Source organism: Mycolicibacterium gilvum (genome assembly GCF_900454025.1).
In the GTDB taxonomy this organism is placed as follows: domain Bacteria; phylum Actinomycetota; class Actinomycetes; order Mycobacteriales; family Mycobacteriaceae; genus Mycobacterium; species Mycobacterium gilvum.
The window spans coordinates 5,043,300-5,060,629 of sequence record NZ_UGQM01000001.1; the positions used below are offsets into that span (position 1 = coordinate 5,043,300).

Sequence of the window (17,330 nt, forward strand, 5' to 3'; positions counted from 1 at the left end):
CAGGGTCTTCATGAATTTCAACAGATCCGCCTTTCCCTGGTCGGTGAACCCACCGATGAACACGGGGAAGTGCAGCCTGTGGGCCAGTTGCACGACAAGCATGGGATCAGCGACAACGCGAGTCGAGCTGCTCACGGACAACCGCGAGGTCACGGGCGCGGTCACGGGCGATCCGCTTCGACTTCACCGTGAAGACGGACTTCTCGATCACGACGAGCTGCATCCCGTGTGCGGGGATCTCGGTGCGCTTACGTTCGTCGTAGCGACGGCGTTGCTCGGCGCGGCCGACCCCGGAGACTGTCTGGCGACGGTCGAAGAACTCCACCGCTTCTGAGTGCTGCTCCTCCTGGAACTCCACCACGATTTCCAGGCCGGGCCAGTACCCGTCGACGGGGAGCTCCGTACCCCGAGGTCGCGACGGTGACGGGTCTCCGCGAAGCCAGTCGAACCGCTGCTGACGGCGTCCAACCAGGCCGAGGACCTCGTCGCACAAATCGAGGACGTAGTGCTCGTCGGAGTCCGCGCGGCCTGCCATTGCGCGATCATCGCACCGGCACTCACCCAGTGGCCCACACCCCGCGACATCACTGAAATCGCACGGAAGCTGCAGTCCAGCCCCGCTGCGCTCTGTCCGTCGGAATACGGTGTGCTGATGCGGTGGTACGCGCGCCCCGAGGGTGACTGCGCACGGCTGAACCTCGCGCCTCAGCTCGACTCCTGGGACCGGGCTGACAACCGCAGCCAGGTGCAGCTGGGGAAGTTCCTGGACGAAGCGGACACGCTGCTCGCAGCGTCGCGGATCGACGGCCCGTGGGCACTGCGGCTCGACGTCGGCTTGGCACCGAACCTCGACCTGCTGGACAAGCGGGACCTCGACAACTACGCGAAGCCCCTCGCTTCCCGGCTGTCCGACGGCGGGCTGGTGTCGGTCTGGTGCACCAAGCGCAGCGGTGGACACTCCGCCCTGAGAATCGAGGCAGCGCGCGCGGTGCCCGCGCCATCAGTCGGTGTTTTGCACGCTACGACAACTAGCTCTTGGGACGCACCCGCGGCAAAGGAGGGTTGCGTCCACCAAGGTGGTGTACGAGTCGGACCTGATCAGCGGTACCGGCGTGTCGTAGCCGAATGATTGAAGGTCATCGCGTGATTCTTCGAGAGACCGACCAAAGTTTCTCGAGCAAAGGAACCGACGCGATGACCACTGCCCACAATATCGACCTGCCCACCGTGCTGGCCGAACGACTCACCACCGCCCATCCCGACGTGCTGCGCGAGCTGCTCGCCACATTCATCCACACCCTGATGGGCGCTGAGGCCGACGCCCTGTGCGGCGCCGGATACGGCGAACGCAGCACCGAGCGCACCAACTCCCGCAACGGCTACCGGCACCGCCAATTCGACACCCGCGCAGGCTCATTGGATCTCGCGATCCCGAAGCTGCGCCACGGCTCCTACTTCCCGGACTGGCTGCTGGAACGCCGCAAACGCGCCGAACGGGCTCTGACCACGGTAGTCGCGACCTGCTACCTGCTGGGGGTCTCGACGCGGCGGATGGACAAGCTGGTGGAGACCCTGGGGATCACGTCGCTGTCGAAGTCCCAGGTCAGCGTGATGGCTAAGGAACTCGACGCCGCCGTCGAAGCCTTCCGCACCCGGCCCTTGGACGCCGGCCCGTACACGTTCGTGGCCGCCGACGCCCTGGTGCTCAAGGTCCGCGAGGGCGGGCGGGTGGTCAACGTGCACGCCCTGATCGCGGTCGGGGTCAACGCCGAGGGCCATCGCGAAATCCTGGGTATTGACGTCAGTACCGCCGAGGACGGAGCGGGCTGGTTGACGTTCTGGCGGTCGCTGACCGCCCGCGGCCTGTCCGGGGTCAAATTGGTCACCAGCGACGCCCATGCCGGGCTGGTAGCGGCCATTGGGGCGACGCTGCCCGGGGCGGCCTGGCAGCGGTGCAGAACGCATTACACGACCAACCTGATGGCCGTCACTCCCAAGTCGTCGTGGCCGTGGGTCCGGACATTGTTGCATTCGGTGTTCGATCAACCAGACGCTGAATCGGTTGCTGCGCAATATGATCGGATCATCGAGGCCCTCGCGGACAAGCTCCCCAAGGTCGCCGACCACCTGGAAGAAGCCCGGGCGGACCTGCTGGCGTTCACTGCGTTTCCCAAGCAGATCTGGCGCCAGATCTGGAGCAACAACCCCCAGGAACGCCTCAACAAGGAGATCCGCCGACGCACCGACGTCGTCGGCATCTTCCCCGACCGAAACGCTCTGATCCGCCTCGTCGGCGCCGTCCTGGCCGAACAACACGACGAATGGGCAGAATCGCGGCGCTACCTCGGCCTCGACGTCCTCAGCAAATCACGCACCGTCAACGACACACCGACAGAACAGGAGGCCACCCCAGCGGCACTGACCGCCTGACCCAACTACCTCGAAGAATCACACGACGACGTCGTACACCACGTCCCTGGACTTGACCCAAAGGAGCAGATTCGCTCAGCCCTTGCGGATGTCCCGGAGCTGCCGGATGGACCCGTCGGGCTTGAACTCGCCTTCACCGTCGGACCGAGCAGGAACTGGCTGAACCTCTGGAAGCCAACCATCGACTCGCTGGGTAACCTCCTCGGCCATGAACAGCCGTTTCGCCCGTGGAACCCCCGCGACGGCAGGATCACTGAGCTGGGCATGCACCTCGACATCGATCCGTCGCTGCGCTACGAAGTCCACATCGGCATCGCAGCTCGACCCGTCGTGGCGGCGTCTGCGGAGGCCCGGTAGTGGGCGTACCTGCCCACCACTGCTAGCCCGCCTCGAACCCCCAGGTGATCGCGCGGGCGAGACTCGACGAGTAGTACGCGCGGTCGGCTGTCTTCTTAAACCGCAGCGAGCCGGGGTGCTCCGGGAACAGTAAGTAGGTCGTGCCCGGTTTGACGGCCGACGGCTTCACGAACGGCCACGCCAGCCGGCGCGCGGCACGGTACCGAGCCGCGAGCACTTTCTCCGCATCCGCGCCCAACCCGATGATCAGCCGCGGCGACACGACGTCCAGCTCCTCGTGGAGGAAGGGCAGACAGTTGTCGATCTCGTGGGGATGCGATCGCCGGTCGTCGATAGGGTGGCAGTGCACCACGTTCGTAATAAACAGTTCGCGCTTCTCCCGGCCGGCGATCTCCAGCGCCCGGTCGATGTAGGTTCCGCTGCCGCCGGTGAAGGGGACCCCGGATTCCATGCACTTGCGGCAGAGGCTCTGCCCGACGATGGCGACGGGAGCGTGCGCCGATCCGTATCCCGGTGCCGAAGCAGTCACGCCGGGCGCGTTCATCCCCGGGCACTCCCGGCACCTGCTGATCTGCTCGGCGATGAGGTTCAACCGCCTCCGCCTGGTGTCCGTAGCCATGTCGCAATGGTCTCACCGGTCCCCGACGCGACAACCGCGAATGCGAGAAGGCTCCCGCCTACGTCGGCGCCCCGTGCGAGGCTTGCCGCGGCGTAGGGAATCAGCTGTGTCCCCGCCGCGTCGAAAGGGGCCGAGATGTGGCACGAGGGAGACGCTGCTGTAGGCGATCTGCTGAAATCCCCAGTTTTCGGTCCGGCCGACCGGATGCAAGAGGCACTCCCCGTAAGCAACTGGTGGGCGGATCGCGGAATCGTTCTCAGCTCAAGCGAACTCAACCGGACCGCGTTGTTCAGGCTTGCGGCGCAGTGCTGGGAGACGGACGAACCGGACTGGGTGACATTCCTCTGGCACATTCTCGCGTGGGGAGTGGTGGGCGACTATCGGAACGCGTCGAAGATCGTCGCCAGTGCCGACGACGCCGAACAGCGCGCTCGGCTCAATGGCGTCTTGCGAGCCGCCGCCGAAGCGAGCCGCCGCGGTGACATCCGCACCGCCTACACCGCGATCCACGGAAGGGTTGCCCGTTTGGGGCCTGCATTCTTCTCGAAGTTCCTATACCTCACCTCGGAACGGGACTCGCCGGGGTCGCGGTGCCTGATCCTCGATTCCCGCGTCAGCGCAGCGGTTTTCACACTGACCGGTCGCGAATACTGGAAGGAGACGGCAGCGACGTACGAACGCTTCTGCGTGGAGGTCGACCGGTGGTCGGAGTTGTTTGGTGAGCCGGACGACCTCATCGAGTTCAGGCTGTACCAGTTCGGTCGGCTGATCGCCTCGTCACGGTGGCGGTGGCTGCACACCGAAGCCTCCCTATACCGTGAAGGCCGGCAGCACGTCGAGTTCAACGACATCGCCGAGCGGCAAGCACGGCTCATGGGCTGGACGACTGTGTAAGCGACCGAAGCGGGCGGCCGCACGAAACATCGCGCAGAACGACTTGTACACATGGCACCGAGACATCGGGTTCAGTCGAGCGCCTTACAGAACCGACTCGCCGCTGCGTCGTCCTGGATGCGGAACCCCCCCTGCGTCTCACCCCGCCGGCAGGATCTCCATCACGTCCCACCGGTCCTTCCACTCGGCGATGCGGGTCACAGGGATCGCGTGGTGGGTACTCGCGTCATTCTTGACGCGGTGGCCGCCGGAGTCCGCGAGGTACTTGCTGTGCGCTGTGTGGATATCGTTCTCCATCCACCACTCCGGCACGATGTAGAACTCGGGGTATGCCTTTCCGAGGTCGACGAGTACCCAGTACTTCGTCTCGACCTCGGGTGCCCTCCGCTTCTTGCCCCGCTTCGTGCTCGTCTGCCACGCGCCGGCCGTCTTCGTTTTGACCTGGATGCTGATCACGCGGTCGTGGCTGGCGTCGCTGGCCAGCAAGTCAATGTCATGCATGTTCCCGGAGAACGTCACCGCATAGCCACCGCGCCGGTGGATCTCAGCAGCGACGAAGTGCTCCCCAGCCGACCCGACCTGCTGCGTAGTCAGCTTCGGGCGATTGAAGGGGGCTGTCACGCCATGACCGTATCGCCAGGCGTGGAACCTGACGACGATTCCGGCATTCCGCCGAGGCAGGTCCGCTCGACTGCGGCGCACTGCGCCCGCACCTCCTGCACCGTCGGCGACAACTGGTACGCGTGGTGGTGACAGAAACCGGTCAACTGGTGCCAGGCGTCGATGAGCGCCGGACCCGTCGGGGTCTCGTCGAGGGACTTGAGCACCGCCAGTCTCGCGCTCGCGGTCCCAACAACTATCTGGACTCCCGTCAGCTCTGCGCACCGGGCGTCGATCAGCTCCTCCACGGCCTGCCGCGCGAGGAATGCCGCCAAGCGGGCGGAGTTGCCCAACGCGGTACGGTCCGGCGAGTCGAGGAGTTTATCGGCCCGTGCGAGCAGGACCTCGGCATCACTGATCACCGGCCCTCCACGATGTCGCGGACGGTAGCGCGGAGATCGCGGATGGTGCCGCGGTCCAGCTCGGCCCCGCGATGGGTACCCGACGCGGAAATCGCCACTGTCGGGAACCTGTGCCTCCGATACGACTTCCAGGCGGACACGTCCCCGTCGGCGGCTCCGGTAATGGCGAGCGCCACCCTCCGCTGGGTGGTCTTCGCCTCCTCCCACGCGGTGTCGGTCTCGTGGTAAGCGGTGCCAGCCTTCGCGCGTTCGCCGAAGTACCGCTGGTGGGCGGCGGCTTCGATCGCCATCCGGAACAGGCCTGGTGCCGCCTTCCGCTTGATCAGGTCGTCGATGTCGTCGTCGAGGATGAGTGCCTCGGCGTCGGCGACATACCGGTCCGCGGGTAGGTCGTTCGTCTTCACCACTACCAACGACCCCTGCTCCCGAGTGACGTCGAGCAGCTGGGCGGGCACCGATCGTGCGCGGATCGCAGCCGGCAACCGGTCGTCATGCGAGAACACGATCACCTGCCGCGTCTTGCCGAGCTCCACGAGAACGTCGAGGAACCCCGCGATCTTGGCGGGGTCCATGGCCTGGATCGGGTCGTCGAGCACGAGAAAGCGGAATGGGCTCGCAGGCGTGGTGGCACGCGGAATGAACATGGCGAGCGCCAACGCGTGCAGCTCGCCTTGGCTCATCACCGTTAGCGCGCCGGTCGATACCCCGTCCACAGCACCGTCGACGACGACGTGACGGCGGTTGGCCACTCCTTCGAGGCTGATACTGCCGATATCGACGTTGCTCTCGTGCCGCATCCGCTCCCAGAACTCACCGGTCTGTTCCACCATCGGTGCCAGGCGCCGCTCTCGCAGCGTGTCGGCTGCCTCACGGAGGCATTTCAACGCCCGCCTGACCTGGTCGAGGCTGGCGTCGTCCTTGCGCGCCGCGGTCTCCAGCTCGGCCCAGGCGACTATCGCACCGGCGGAGGGTGCCCACGCGTCCTCCAGACTGTCCGCCCGCTCTGCGGCTTCCTTGCGCAGCGCGGCGGCGGCCTGGTCGAGTTCCGTGGTGGCCAGCTCGACATGGCCAGGCTGGTCGGTAAGGGTGCCCGGCGCAGTGCGCGCGTCCTTCAGCGCCTCGGCGAACGGTGCCAGCGCGGCCAGGTCGACTCCCTCAACTGCGGCCACGTCGGCGACCTCTCCGAAGAAGTCGTCGGCCGCAGACCTCGCCTGCTTCAGTCGCAACGCCAGGGCCTGATGCTTCGTAGTGCTCGCTTCAGCCGCCCTCAGGCGTTCCTCGGCCGCGGCGCGCCAGTCAGCGTCGAGGGTTCCCGTCTCGCACACCGGGCAGGCTCCATCGCCGGTGTCGGCGTGCAGATGCAGAGCATCGCGTAGAAGCGCCGCCCTTGAGGCCAGCGCCTTCAATGCGGAGTCGGCGCCGGCCACGTGCGCCTCGATGGCCGCGCGCAACTCGTTGGCGACCTCGGTGGCTCTGGCGGTCGGCGGGACTTCGAGCGCAGCGACCTTCCGCAGCTTCGCGATGGTGGCGGCCTGCTCGGTCGCTGTCCCCAACGTCGTCGCTTTGATCGCGTCGAGGTCGTAGGGCACGCGCGCGGTGAGCTTCTTCACCTGTTCAGCCCGCGGGTCGGTGACCTCGCTCAGGGAGTTGCGCAGACGGGTACGGGCGTCGTTCGCCGTCTTGCGCGCCCCACCGAGCCGCTTCTCGGCGTCCTTGAGCCTGCCCTCGGCCGCGGCGACGTCGTCGAGCCCGAGCAGCGTGTCAAGCGCGTCGTACAACGCGGCCTGCCCCTCCTCGAAGACTCCGCCGAGCTCGTCGTACGACATGAGCGGCCGGTGAGTCTTGAGCGCCTGATCCCATCCCAGTGCGGCAACCGTCTCACGCCTCTGTCCCTTAATCTGCGACCAGCGTTCGGCCGCGTTCAGGTTGCAGCCCGGCGACCACTCCACACCGACGGTGGCTACGGCCCCGGTGCGGTCGTCGTCGGGTTCCATCGCGAAGTCGACCTTGATGGATGCCGGTTCGCCGGCGTGCAGGTTCCGCCACGATGCCTGCCAGTGCTGACCCTTCTTGGCCTCCCACCGGTAGCTGGTGCCGGTGAGCGCGTACTCCAGGGCCTCGGCGAAGCTCGACTTGCCGGAGCCGTTGCGACCACTGATCACTGTGATCCCGCGGTAGGGATTCACTTCTAAGGTGGCGCGCGGGCCTATGCCGCGGAACCCCGACACCGTGATGGAACGGAGGAAGGCGCGTAGCGGCGGCGGAGCGCTGGTCGTCTCGATCTTCGGCTGCTCTGGTGGCGGTGCGTCCCCACCGAGTTGATCGCCGAACTCGTCGTCTCCCCGCATCGACGCTGCGACGAGGTAGACGGTGTCGTCGGCAACCGCCTCGTTGTCGGCCAGTAGCTCCCAGACCTCCGCCTCAACCGAACCGCCGAGCCCCGCACCGTCCACTGTCATGCCCCCTCACAACCGGATGTGGACGCAGCTTTGCACACAGGCATGACACGGCCGGTGGACACGACTGCCGGTGAACCCGTAGGCGGCTAGAAAGATCACAGATCCAGCACAATCACTGCTGGCAGCATCGGTGCGTCACGGTGGCGACCTAGCCTGACGCCGTGGCGGGGGCACAGTCCATCAAGTCGGCGGACCAGATTGTCGTCTGGGCATCATGTACTTGCGGCCCCTCCTCGCGCAGGCAGGCGTAGCGCATGCCGAGACATCCAGCGGCGAGGACCACTTGGCGGTCGGCATGACGCTGGAGTTCATTGCTGGCAGTGTCCGGGTCCAGATCAAGACCGGCACGAAGGCGACGAAACAAGGACGGCAGCCTCACCGTGCCGGTGACCGAAGCCCGGAAAGCGAAGTGGTCCGCTGCGCAAGTCCCGGCGTTCCTGGTGTACGTCCGCCCGGAGAAATCGACGCCGACGGAGTGGATTGAGCACCTGACCATATGCAACCGCAGCCGTAGACTCACCGCCCGTCGCCGGTTGGGCGAGCGCTTCGGAGGTGCAACTGAGGCACTGCAACGCACAAGTAAACCGCGGCAGCCGCAAGACGCTGGCTGAGCAGAAATTGCGGTCGACCTGCGCACCTACTGGGCCATCGAGACAAAAGCGGCGATGACACGTCCGCAACTTGTCGGTGGCCTCTGGCAATGTTTGCCGCGGGCCGGCCGCGATGCCGGGAGGACTTTCCGCCTAAGGGAGCGCAGCGTGGTGCAACGAGCCTTCATCAGCTTCGACTACGACAACGACGCACGGTTGAAAGACCTGCTGATCGGCCAATCGAAGAATCCCGACTCGCCGTTCGAGGTGCACGACTGGTCCATCAAGACGGCCTCTCCGACGTGGCGCGAAGAGGCGCGGCGCCGCATCCGTGCGAGCGGGTTGGTGATCGTCCTGTGCGGCAAATACACCCACCTCGCGACTGGTGTTGGCGTTGAGCTCGGCATCGCCCACGCGGAGGGCGTGGACTACTTCCTCCTCGCCGGATATCAGCAAGGCTCGACCCGCCCGACGACGGCGAGGGCGACCGACAAGATGTACGACTGGACCTGGGAGAACCTCAAGAGGCTTGTGAACGGTGCGCGATGAGTGAACCAGCTGAAGCACTGCCCGACCCGCGGGTCCTGGACATCTACAAGCTGGCCGTGGAGATGGCGGACCGTGTCTCGGCCCGGCGGGCGTTGGCCAATGCCTTCTTTCTCACCGTGAACACCACCCTGGTCGCGGTGGTCGGGTTGTCTACCACGCAGCCGGATTCCACCCTGCGGTTCATCGCGGTGTGCGTGGCTGGTGTCGCGGTGTCCGTGTGCTGGTGGCTCCTTCTCCGCGTCTACCGCAGGCTCAACGCGGCCAAGTTCGCGGTGATCAACAGGATCGAGGACGAGCACCTGCCCGTCAGGCCATACACGGACGAGTGGACGGAGCTGATGCCTGATGATGACGGCATCAGCCGCCGTGCAAGGCTCGGCAAGGCCTTGCGCGAACTGGGCGGTGTCGAGCGCATTGTGCCGGTCGTCTTCGGTTTGCTGTATATCGCGCTCTTGGTTGGCAGACTGGTGACATGAGTTACCTCGATGCCGACGCTCAGCTGATCCGGAGCTGCTTACCCGCGTGCACCGGTTTACCGGAGGACTCTGACGACCTGTTCGTCCTCTACGCCGTCCTTATGCGCGCCAAGGGCGAGAGCACGCAGGCTGCCGACGTGCACGACGCCTGGTCGGCGTGGATGTCCCGCAGCGAACCAGACCACGAGTCGATCCGCCCCTACGACCAGCTGGCGCCGTCGGTGCAAGAAGAAGATGCACCATTCCTCACCGCAATACACAGTGCCGCCAGAGCTCGCGCCGAGCGCATCTGACTCTCGCAGAGCCGCCTCAGATGAGGTTGCCACCCGCACTGACATGCGCCGACTTTCGTCGTGGCGTACCCGTTCCAGTGTCTCGACTCATTAGGCTCACCCCGTGAACTTGGTGAGGTCGAAGGAGCGCGTGGCAGACCACGGTGAGGTGTTCACACCCCTGTGGATTGTGGACGCAATGCTGAATCTGGTGAAGGATGAGTCGGAGCGCATCGACTCGCGTTTCCTGGAGTCTGCGTGTGGCTCGGGCAACTTTCTGGTGCCGGTGCTCATCCGAAAGCTCGCCACGGTCCACGCCCGGTACCGGCAGAGCGACTTCGAGCGGCGTCACCAAGCCCTACTGGCCCTGATGTCCATCTACGGCATCGAACTGCTCGACGACAATGTGGCTGAATGCCGCGAGAACCTGCTGGCGATCTTCGCCGACTACCTGGGCATCGCTGCGGGAGAACCCTTCCACACCGCGGCGGCCGCCGTGCTGACCGCGAACATCGTCCACGGCGATGCACTGACGATGACGACCCGGAAGAGCTGCCCTGCGCCGATCACCTTCGCCGAGTGGTCGTATCTGGGCAAAGGTCGCTTTCACCGCCGAGACTTCCGGTTCGACACGATGACCAAGATGTCGTCATTTGACGAGGAGGACACCCTCTTCGCCGATCTGGGCAAGCACGAAATCTTCACCCCCACAACCGACTATGGGACGCTGTCGGTCGCCGACATTGCAGGCGGAGGCCCGGGCAGTGACTGATCAAGTTGCGTTCAGTCTGCGCAACCGAAACCCGGACGTGTTGACCTGCATCGCGAACCTGTCGAATGACGAGGTGTTCACTCCGCCGGAATTGGCCAGCCAGATGCTCGATCTTGTCGCTGACGCGTGGGCTGGCGCCAATGGTGGGTCTGTCATCTGGGCTGACAAGTCGGTAACGTTCCTCGACCCCTTCACGAAGTCGGGCGTTTTTCTGCGCGAGATCACGGCCCGTCTCACCGAGGGCTTGAAGTATGAGATACCCGACCTAGACGAGCGCGTGGATCACGTCCTCACCAAACAGGTCTTCGGCATCGCGATCACCCAACTCACCGCAATGTTGGCCCGACGGAGTGTCTACTGTTCAAAGTCGGCCAATGGCGAACACTCCGTTGCCAAGTCGTTCACGAACACGGACGGCAACATCTGGTTCGAACCCCTCGAACACCGCTGGGTTGGCGCGACCGAGTTCGTCGATACCGCTGACACAGATGGCAACCCGGTCAGGCGGGGCATCAACGGCAGGTGCTCCTATTGCGGCGCAAGTCAGACCACCCTCGACCGCGGCGCCGGTCTCGAAACCCACGCATACGCCTTCATCCACACTGACGACATCAAGGCTCGGACCGCCGAGCTGTTCGGAGCAGATATGCAGTTCGACGTCATCATCGGGAACCCGCCGTACCAACTTCAATCTGACGGCGGGACTCGGGACATCCCGATCTATCATCACTTCGTCGAGCAGGCGAAACAGCTTGCGCCCCGGTACCTTGCGATGGTCATTCCATCGCGATGGATGGCCGGCGGCCTGGGCCTGGCCGAGTTTAGGAAGACGATGCTCTCGGACACTTGCATCCGCGAACTCGTCGACTATCCGAATGCGGCGGAGGTCTTCCCATCCGTCGGAATCAATGGCGGCGCCTGTTATTTCCTGCGAGACTCTTCACATGACGGCCCTTGCAATGTGACGACCGTTCGGGGCGGGGACACCATCGGCCCGATGGCGCGGTCACTGAACGAGTTCGACGTGCTGGTACGTGACGCGCGGTCGCTCACCATCTTGCGCAAGGTCCTTGAGAAGGGTGAACCTTCGATCAACACGATCCTGGCCCGGGACAAGGAATTCGGCTGGACGTCCAACTTCGACGGCTTTCACGACGTGCAGCAGCCAGGAGACGTGGCGCTGTACTACATCCGTTCGATGAAGCGCGGCAAGGGATTCATCGGGCGGGAGCAGGTCACCAAGAGCGCTCACCTCGTCGACACCTGGAAGCTTCTCGTCCCGAAGGTGGGTTCCGGTCGTGAGCGTGAACGGTCCGGCGTCGACCTCGTGCTTGGCCCCCCGCTTATTGCCCCGTCCCCATCCGTGTGCACGCAGTCGTTTCTGTTCTTCTATCTCGATTCAGAGGACCAGGTGCGCAGCGTCAAGTCCTATTACGCGACGAGGTTCTTCCGATTCCTGGTCTCTCTGCGAAAGATCACCCAGGATGCCACCCACTCGACGTATACCTGGGTTCCCATGCAGCCATGGGACAGAGCGTGGACGGACGCTGATCTTTACGAGAAGTATGGCATCGACGATGAGGAGCAAGGCTTTATCGAGTCGATGATACGGCCGATGGATCTGTCGGATGCCTAAGCCAATTGACGACCTCCTGCCTGCGAAACCCGAAGCACGCCTTCGCATCTACGCGTACTCGATCGAGGATGAAGCCCATGCCGGCTTGCTGAAGATCGGCCAGACCACCCAAGACGTCAAGACCCGCGTTGCGCAGCAACTCAAGACCGCGGCGATCAAGAACTTCACGATTCAGCTCGACGAGTTCGCGGAGCGCGACGACGGTTCGACTTTCAGCGATCACAACGTGCGGGATCGGCTCAAGACGAAAGGGTTCATCAACACCGAGCTGGAATGGGTGGCGTGCACGGTCGCTGATGTGGCGACGGCCATCGCCGAGTTGCGAACCGGACAATCGTTTAGCGGGACGCACCACGAGACGTTCGCAATGCGTCCTGAACAGTCTGCGGCAGTCGGCAAGGCAAGAACCTACTTTGAGTCGATCTGGGCAGAGGACGACAGCGCTGTTCCCCGGTTCCTGTGGAACGCGAAGATGCGGTTTGGCAAGACCTTCGCCACCTATCAGCTCGCGAAGGAGCTCGAAGCCCGCAAGGTGCTGGTAGTGACTTTCAAGCCGGCGGTGGAGGACGCCTGGCAGAGCGATCTGGAGTCCCATGTAGATTTTGAGGGCTGGCAGTACCTATCCAAGGCAACCGGTACCGATCCGACCACGGCCGATAAGTCGCGACCCCTTGTCTATTTCGGCTCCTTTCAGGATCTGCTGGGCAAGGACAAGCTGGGCAACATCAAAGCCAAGAACACGTGGGTGCACGAAACAAATTGGGATCTGGTTGTTTTCGACGAGTACCACTTCGGCGCGTGGCGTGACAACGCCAAGGAATTGTTCGAAGGCGAGGACGACTCGGAGGCCAAAAAGGAGGCGGCCGCCGAATACAACCCCGAGCTCGATGCGTTCAACGAAGAACTCGACGAGCTGGGCGAAAGCGAAACCGAGTTCCTCCCGATCACCACCAAGGCGTACCTCTACCTGTCTGGCACACCGTTTCGAGCTTTGGCGACTGGCGAGTTCATCGAAGAGCAAATTTTCAACTGGACCTACACTGATGAGCAACGCGCCAAACAACAATGGGCGCAGGACCATCCAAGTGCGTGGAATCCTTACGGCGCACTACCCGAGATGCGGCTACTCACCTATCGAATGCCCGACGAGTTGCTAGCGATCGCCGCCGAGGGGGAGTTCGACGAGTTCGACCTCAACGAGTTCTTCGCCGCGGGCGGTGTCGGTGCGGCAGCGCAGTTCAAACACAAGGACGGCGTGCAGAAGTGGCTAGACATCATTCGCGGCGCCTATTCGGCCACCCAAGTCGACAACCTCAAGCTCGGGGCTAAGAAGCCCCCGTTCCCGTACTCCGACGTGCGCCTATTGCCGTACCTGAACCATTCCTTCTGGTTTCTGCCGTCGGTCGCCTCCTGCTACGCCATGGCCAATCTCATCGCCGAGAAGCAAAACACGTTCTTCCACGACTACAAGGTCCTCACGGTGGCGGGTCAGGGTGCTGGCGTGGGCCTGGCCGCCTTGCCACCGGTGCGCGACGCCATCGGCAACGGACACGACACGAAGACCATCACGTTGTCGTGCGGCAAGCTCACCACCGGTGTCACGGTCCCGCAGTGGTCTTCAATCCTGATGTTGCGCAATCTGAAATCGCCAGAAACCTACTTCCAGGCCGCGTTCCGAGTGCAGTCGCCGTGGTCGATCAAGAACCCAAACGGGGACGACCCGAACTTGGAGGTAACCCTCAAGCCGGTCTGCTACGTCTTCGACTTCGCCCCAACACGGGCACTGCGCCAGATTGCCGAGTACGGATCGGGCCTGCGACCGGACGCGGCCAATCCCGAGGACGCAGTGAAAGAACTCGTCGGTTTCCTGCCTGTGCTGGCTTATGACGGGTCCTACATGGTGCCTGTGGACGCCGGCGCCATTCTTGACACCGCGATGACCGGCACGTCTGCGACGCTGCTAGCCCGCAAGTGGGAGTCGGCGCTGCTGGTGAACGTAGACAACGAAACATTGCGCAAGATTCTTGACAACCCAGCGGCATTGGACGCCGTGATGCGGATCGAGGGCTTTCGGGCACTCGGCAGCGACGTGTTCGAGACCGTGATCAACAAGAGCGAGAAGGTTAAAGACACCAAGAAGACCAAGGGTGACGACATCAGCGACAAAGAGAAGAAGGAGCTGACCGCGGAGGAGAAGGAGTACAAGTCCAAGCGCAAGCAGATCCAAGAAAAGCTGGTGAAATTCGCGACCCGAATCCCCGCGTTCATGTACCTCACGGACTTTCGGGAGAACACGCTTAAGGACGTCATCACGAAGCTGGAACCCGAACTGTTCAAGACTGTCACCGGCTTGAGCGTCGCTGACTTCAACCTTTTGGTGTCGCTCAATGTCTTCAACAGCACGCACATGAACCAGGCGGTGTTCGCCTTTCGCCGTTACGAAGACGCGTCACTGTCGTACACCGGCATTGATAGCCATGAAGGTCTCAGCCATCTTGGACTCTACGACACGGTTGTTGCGCGGGAGGCGTGAAGTATGAATCCACTCTTCTCGGTTATTGGGCGATCAGGCTAGTCGTCCACTCGTTGTGAGGGTGCGTCCTGCGTATGGACGGTCGGAGGATCGGAATTGGCCGGAAAAGGCCGCCGCAACGCCTTTGCGGCAGCCTGCCATGCCCTACACGCTTCGGCTGATGTCCTGCGAGCAGCTTCAAACGCATCGAGGACATCAGCCACTTGGTCTGCAGCGAGTAGATCAGTACGCAGCCGCATTGCGAGGCCGCCGAGAACGTCAGCTTGCGCGAGTGCCACACCGGCGAGGTTCCTGACGATACTGTTGACGACCGCCGGATCACCCACCGATTCAACCTCTCTGATGTCCCCATCAAGGATGTACATACGTGTCCGCAATGTCTCGGAGTGCAGGATCAGGGGTGCAGCATCGCCCCACCGATTGAAGTCGGGCATATCCGCACCGGCAGGCAAGCCCGGCTCCTGCGGCCAACGTTCTCTGATCGGTGGCATCGAGCGGACAAAGACACCACGACCGTGCTCAGACACAACAAGCCCTTCGGAACGAAGCTCCTGTATGGCTTGCCTGACCGTCATTCGCGCTACGCCGAAATGCGCGATCAGTTTCGCTTCCGACGGAAGCTGGTCCCCAGGCCGCAACTGATCCGAGGCGATAGCACGCCGCAATATGTAGGCGATCTGCCGATACGGTGGCGTGTCCTCAGCCCGATCGATTTGCCCAAGCTCCAACATTCCTCCAGCTCCACACGTCTAGAGGTCAATGTACGCGTCCCGGGCTGGCTAGGTCACGCCCGACGCGGGCATCCCAGCCTGCTTCAAGTGCGAATCCCGAGCTAGCGGGGCCTACACACCAGATTTCGTAAAACAATCATCCTGCAAACCACTTGACTAACTTATCTAGACGACTATGTTATCTAGTCATCTAGTTAACTCGGTACGAGAGGTTAAACAATGTCCATCCCCAAATGGCTCCAGATCGGCCACGACCAGGTGTTCTCCCTCGGCGCATTCCTCGTATCCGAGGTGACGCCCATGATCGACTTCGACAAGTCCTCGGGCGAGAACCGCGTGCAAGCAAGGGACCGCGATACCGGCTTGCCGATGTGGCAGGTGGAAGTGCTCGACGGCGACCCGGCGGCACCGAAGCGCAGCCGAACAGTGACGGTCAAGTTCGCCTCACCGACGCAGCCGTCGGCACCCGCCAATTCCAGCGGAACACCCTTTACCCCAGTGTTTTTCGACGGGCTCATGGCGCTGCCCTACGTCGAGAAGTCGGGTGACTTCTCTCGGATCGCGTGGTCGTTCCGCGCCTCCGACATGAGGGCACCGGGCAAGCCGTCCGCGAGCGCAGCGACAAGCCGGGAGTCGGCATGAATCCCGATCCGTACGCACAGCTCGATCCCGACATCCCGATCCGGCTCGATCACATCGTGAATTTCCTGACCACTCTCGAGCTGTGGGCGGTGATCATCGTGGGAGTCAGTGCCGCCGTTCTCCTTTACTGGCGACTGCACTCACCTGAGACGTTCGAAGAACGGTTCGCCACACCGGCCGCACTCCTGAGCTGGCGACTGCGGGCGTACATCACCTGGCACAGACTCTGTAGGCGCTGCAGCTTGTCAGCGTCAGAGCAGGTCACGCATCGCGACAAAGAAGGTCGACAAGTTACTTCGACACGTTGGTTTCATCCAAAGCTGTTGGGAACAGAGGTGTCTCAGACCACCCTGCGGCTCACAGTACGGACAAGGACGGGACAGACCGTGGAGGACCTGGAGCGGGCTGTTCCTGCGATCCGTGACGCTGCTCGAGCACATTCGGCGCGAGCGGTTGTCGTCTCACCGGGGACGTTGCGGATCGAGCTGGTCAAGCGGGAGCAGTTGTCGACAGTACGTCACGCGGTGCCGCCGACGGCTGTCGCTACAAGTCGAGTCACGATCGGACGGCGTGAGGACGGTTCCGCTTGGATCCTCCCGCTGATCGGACTACACACCCTGACCGTGGGCTGCTCGGGTGCAGGCAAAGGTTCCGTCTTCTGGGGCATCGCCTGCGGACTCGGCCCAGCCGTCGCCGGTGGGTTTGTCCATTTGATCGGAATTGATCTGAAGTACGGCATCGAATTATCGATCGGCGCAGGGCTATTCACCAAGATCGCCACCACCGAAGCCGACGCCGTGGCAACCCTTGCCGGGCTAGAGAAACTGATGGATAAGCGCGGCAATGAGATGGCGGGCCACTCGCGCGAGCACCACCCGACCAAAGCCTCACCCCTCGTTGTGCTGCTGATCGACGAGCTGGCCGGAGTGACCGCGTACATGAGCGATGCGACCCTGCGTAAGGAAGCCGCCGCCTCGTTGTCACGAATCCTGACCAAGGGTCGGGCGCTGGGCATCGTGGTCGCCGCGTTCCTGCAAGACCCCCGCAAGGAAATCTTGCCGATGCGAGGCCTCTTTACCCAGACCATTGCGCTTCGACTGCGATCCCGCGAGGAAGTCATGATGGTTCTCGGCGACGGGATGGCCGACAAAGCGCCAGCGCACCGAATCAGCCCCGACAGACCCGGCACCGGCTACGTCATCACCGAAGACGGCCACGCGACCAAGGTCCGATCCGACTTCTGGTCGGACAATCAAATCCGCTCCACTGCAAGGCAATACGGAAGATTGCGAACCGCAGGAGGGCAGCGCAGTGAATGACCGGTTCGATGTAATCCAAGCAGCGAGGT

General features: G+C 63.3%; 17 protein-coding genes. 11 read left to right on the forward strand and 6 right to left on the reverse strand.

The annotated features are described in order from the left end of the window. Nucleotides 1-106 precede the first annotated feature (106 nt). On the reverse strand, nt 107-535 hold the full coding sequence (locus DYE23_RS23620; protein ID WP_115328315.1) for a hypothetical protein: 429 nt from the start codon (nt 533-535) through the stop codon (nt 107-109). A gap of 117 nt (nt 536-652) precedes the next feature. Here DYE23_RS23620 and DYE23_RS23625 point away from each other — a divergent pair, with 117 nt between their 5' ends. Together DYE23_RS23625 and DYE23_RS23630 are read left to right on the forward strand one after the other, a co-directional pair. Continuing rightward, nucleotides 653-1,129 carry a hypothetical protein gene (locus tag DYE23_RS23625; RefSeq protein ID WP_174905246.1) on the forward strand — a complete coding sequence of 159 codons (477 nt, stop codon included), beginning with the start codon at nt 653-655 and terminating at the stop codon, nt 1,127-1,129. A gap of 65 nt (nt 1,130-1,194) precedes the next feature. Further along, nucleotides 1,195-2,430 (forward strand): IS256 family transposase, encoded by a 1,236-nt coding sequence (locus DYE23_RS23630; protein WP_070356446.1) that lies wholly within the window; start codon nt 1,195-1,197, stop codon nt 2,428-2,430. Nucleotides 2,431-2,809: 379 nt separating this feature from the next. Here DYE23_RS23630 and DYE23_RS23640 read toward each other — a convergent pair whose 3' ends face one another. Continuing rightward, nucleotides 2,810-3,379, reverse strand: a complete 570-nt coding sequence (locus DYE23_RS23640; protein ID WP_337442312.1) for a uracil-DNA glycosylase family protein — start codon at nt 3,377-3,379, stop codon at nt 2,810-2,812. A 231-nt stretch (nt 3,380-3,610) separates the two neighbouring features. Here DYE23_RS23640 and DYE23_RS23645 point away from each other — a divergent pair, with 231 nt between their 5' ends. Continuing rightward, nucleotides 3,611-4,300, forward strand: a complete 690-nt coding sequence (locus DYE23_RS23645) for an 8-oxoguanine DNA glycosylase OGG fold protein (RefSeq protein WP_115328317.1) — start codon at nt 3,611-3,613, stop codon at nt 4,298-4,300. Between the two features lie 138 nt (nt 4,301-4,438). Here DYE23_RS23645 and DYE23_RS23650 read toward each other — a convergent pair whose 3' ends face one another. Genes DYE23_RS23650 through DYE23_RS23660 form a run of 3 tightly spaced genes read right to left on the reverse strand, consistent with a single transcriptional unit; the run spans nt 4,439 to nt 7,781 of the window. Continuing rightward, nucleotides 4,439-4,921 (reverse strand): hypothetical protein, encoded by a 483-nt coding sequence (locus tag DYE23_RS23650; protein WP_115328318.1) that lies wholly within the window; start codon nt 4,919-4,921, stop codon nt 4,439-4,441. After that, nucleotides 4,918-5,322 (reverse strand): hypothetical protein, encoded by a 405-nt coding sequence (locus DYE23_RS23655; RefSeq protein WP_115328319.1) that lies wholly within the window; start codon nt 5,320-5,322, stop codon nt 4,918-4,920. Before DYE23_RS23655 ends, DYE23_RS23650 begins: the two co-directional genes overlap by 4 nt. Further along, nucleotides 5,319-7,781, reverse strand: coding sequence for an AAA family ATPase (locus DYE23_RS23660; protein ID WP_235660484.1), 2,463 nt, complete (start codon nt 7,779-7,781; stop codon nt 5,319-5,321). The genes DYE23_RS23655 and DYE23_RS23660 overlap by 4 nt, the downstream gene beginning before the upstream one ends. 758 nt (nt 7,782-8,539) lie before the next feature. Between DYE23_RS23660 and DYE23_RS23670 the strand changes: the two genes are divergently transcribed. The 6 genes from DYE23_RS23670 to DYE23_RS23695 all read left to right on the forward strand — a co-directional run bounded on the left by DYE23_RS23670 (nt 8,540) and on the right by DYE23_RS23695 (nt 14,609). Next, a complete protein-coding gene (locus tag DYE23_RS23670) occupies nt 8,540-8,920 on the forward strand; it encodes a TIR domain-containing protein (RefSeq protein WP_115328322.1) in 381 nt (126 codons plus the stop codon). Then, on the forward strand, nt 8,917-9,396 hold the full coding sequence (locus DYE23_RS23675; protein ID WP_115328323.1) for a RipA family octameric membrane protein: 480 nt from the start codon (nt 8,917-8,919) through the stop codon (nt 9,394-9,396). The genes DYE23_RS23670 and DYE23_RS23675 overlap by 4 nt, the downstream gene beginning before the upstream one ends. Continuing rightward, nucleotides 9,393-9,689 carry a DUF7701 domain-containing protein gene (locus DYE23_RS23680; protein ID WP_057969471.1) on the forward strand — a complete coding sequence of 99 codons (297 nt, stop codon included), beginning with the start codon at nt 9,393-9,395 and terminating at the stop codon, nt 9,687-9,689. Before DYE23_RS23675 ends, DYE23_RS23680 begins: the two co-directional genes overlap by 4 nt. A gap of 130 nt (nt 9,690-9,819) precedes the next feature. Beyond that, nucleotides 9,820-10,440 carry a DNA methyltransferase family protein gene (locus tag DYE23_RS23685; RefSeq protein ID WP_235660485.1) on the forward strand — a complete coding sequence of 207 codons (621 nt, stop codon included), beginning with the start codon at nt 9,820-9,822 and terminating at the stop codon, nt 10,438-10,440. Then, nucleotides 10,433-12,076, forward strand: coding sequence for an Eco57I restriction-modification methylase domain-containing protein (locus DYE23_RS23690; protein ID WP_115328325.1), 1,644 nt, complete (start codon nt 10,433-10,435; stop codon nt 12,074-12,076). The genes DYE23_RS23685 and DYE23_RS23690 overlap by 8 nt, the downstream gene beginning before the upstream one ends. Continuing rightward, complete coding sequence (locus DYE23_RS23695; protein ID WP_115328326.1) at nt 12,069-14,609, forward strand: GIY-YIG nuclease family protein; 2,541 nt, start codon at nt 12,069-12,071, stop codon at nt 14,607-14,609. The genes DYE23_RS23690 and DYE23_RS23695 overlap by 8 nt, the downstream gene beginning before the upstream one ends. Nucleotides 14,610-14,647: 38 nt before the next feature. Here DYE23_RS23695 and DYE23_RS23700 read toward each other — a convergent pair whose 3' ends face one another. Then, entirely contained in the window at nt 14,648-15,340 is a 693-nt protein-coding gene (locus tag DYE23_RS23700; RefSeq protein WP_115328327.1) for a GntR family transcriptional regulator, read from the reverse strand. Between the two features lie 219 nt (nt 15,341-15,559). On the opposite strand from DYE23_RS23700, the gene DYE23_RS23705 reads away from it, so the two are divergent. Together DYE23_RS23705 and DYE23_RS23710 are read left to right on the forward strand one after the other, a co-directional pair. Then, nucleotides 15,560-15,982 (forward strand): plasmid replication, integration and excision activator, encoded by a 423-nt coding sequence (locus DYE23_RS23705; protein WP_115328328.1) that lies wholly within the window; start codon nt 15,560-15,562, stop codon nt 15,980-15,982. Then, entirely contained in the window at nt 15,979-17,301 is a 1,323-nt protein-coding gene (locus DYE23_RS23710; RefSeq protein ID WP_115328329.1) for an FtsK/SpoIIIE domain-containing protein, read from the forward strand. The genes DYE23_RS23705 and DYE23_RS23710 overlap by 4 nt, the downstream gene beginning before the upstream one ends. The last annotated feature ends 29 nt before the right edge of the window (nt 17,302-17,330 follow it).

Excerpts from the sequence above, each read along its gene's own strand:
- DYE23_RS23620 (WP_115328315.1), bottom strand. The coding sequence starts at position 535 with ATGGCAGGCCGCGCGGACTCCGACGAGCACTACGTCCTCGATTTGTGC.
- DYE23_RS23625 (WP_174905246.1), top strand. The coding sequence starts at position 653 with ATGCGGTGGTACGCGCGCCCCGAGGGTGACTGCGCACGGCTGAACCTC.
- DYE23_RS23630 (WP_070356446.1), top strand. The coding sequence starts at position 1,195 with ATGACCACTGCCCACAATATCGACCTGCCCACCGTGCTGGCCGAACGA.
- DYE23_RS23645 (WP_115328317.1), top strand. The coding sequence starts at position 3,611 with ATGCAAGAGGCACTCCCCGTAAGCAACTGGTGGGCGGATCGCGGAATC.
- DYE23_RS23660 (WP_235660484.1), bottom strand. The coding sequence starts at position 7,781 with ATGACAGTGGACGGTGCGGGGCTCGGCGGTTCGGTTGAGGCGGAGGTC.
- DYE23_RS23675 (WP_115328323.1), top strand. The coding sequence starts at position 8,917 with ATGAGTGAACCAGCTGAAGCACTGCCCGACCCGCGGGTCCTGGACATC.
- DYE23_RS23680 (WP_057969471.1), top strand. The coding sequence starts at position 9,393 with ATGAGTTACCTCGATGCCGACGCTCAGCTGATCCGGAGCTGCTTACCC.
- DYE23_RS23695 (WP_115328326.1), top strand. The coding sequence starts at position 12,069 with ATGCCTAAGCCAATTGACGACCTCCTGCCTGCGAAACCCGAAGCACGC.
- DYE23_RS23700 (WP_115328327.1), bottom strand. The coding sequence starts at position 15,340 with ATGTTGGAGCTTGGGCAAATCGATCGGGCTGAGGACACGCCACCGTAT.
- DYE23_RS23705 (WP_115328328.1), top strand. The coding sequence starts at position 15,560 with ATGTCCATCCCCAAATGGCTCCAGATCGGCCACGACCAGGTGTTCTCC.
- DYE23_RS23710 (WP_115328329.1), top strand. The coding sequence starts at position 15,979 with ATGAATCCCGATCCGTACGCACAGCTCGATCCCGACATCCCGATCCGG.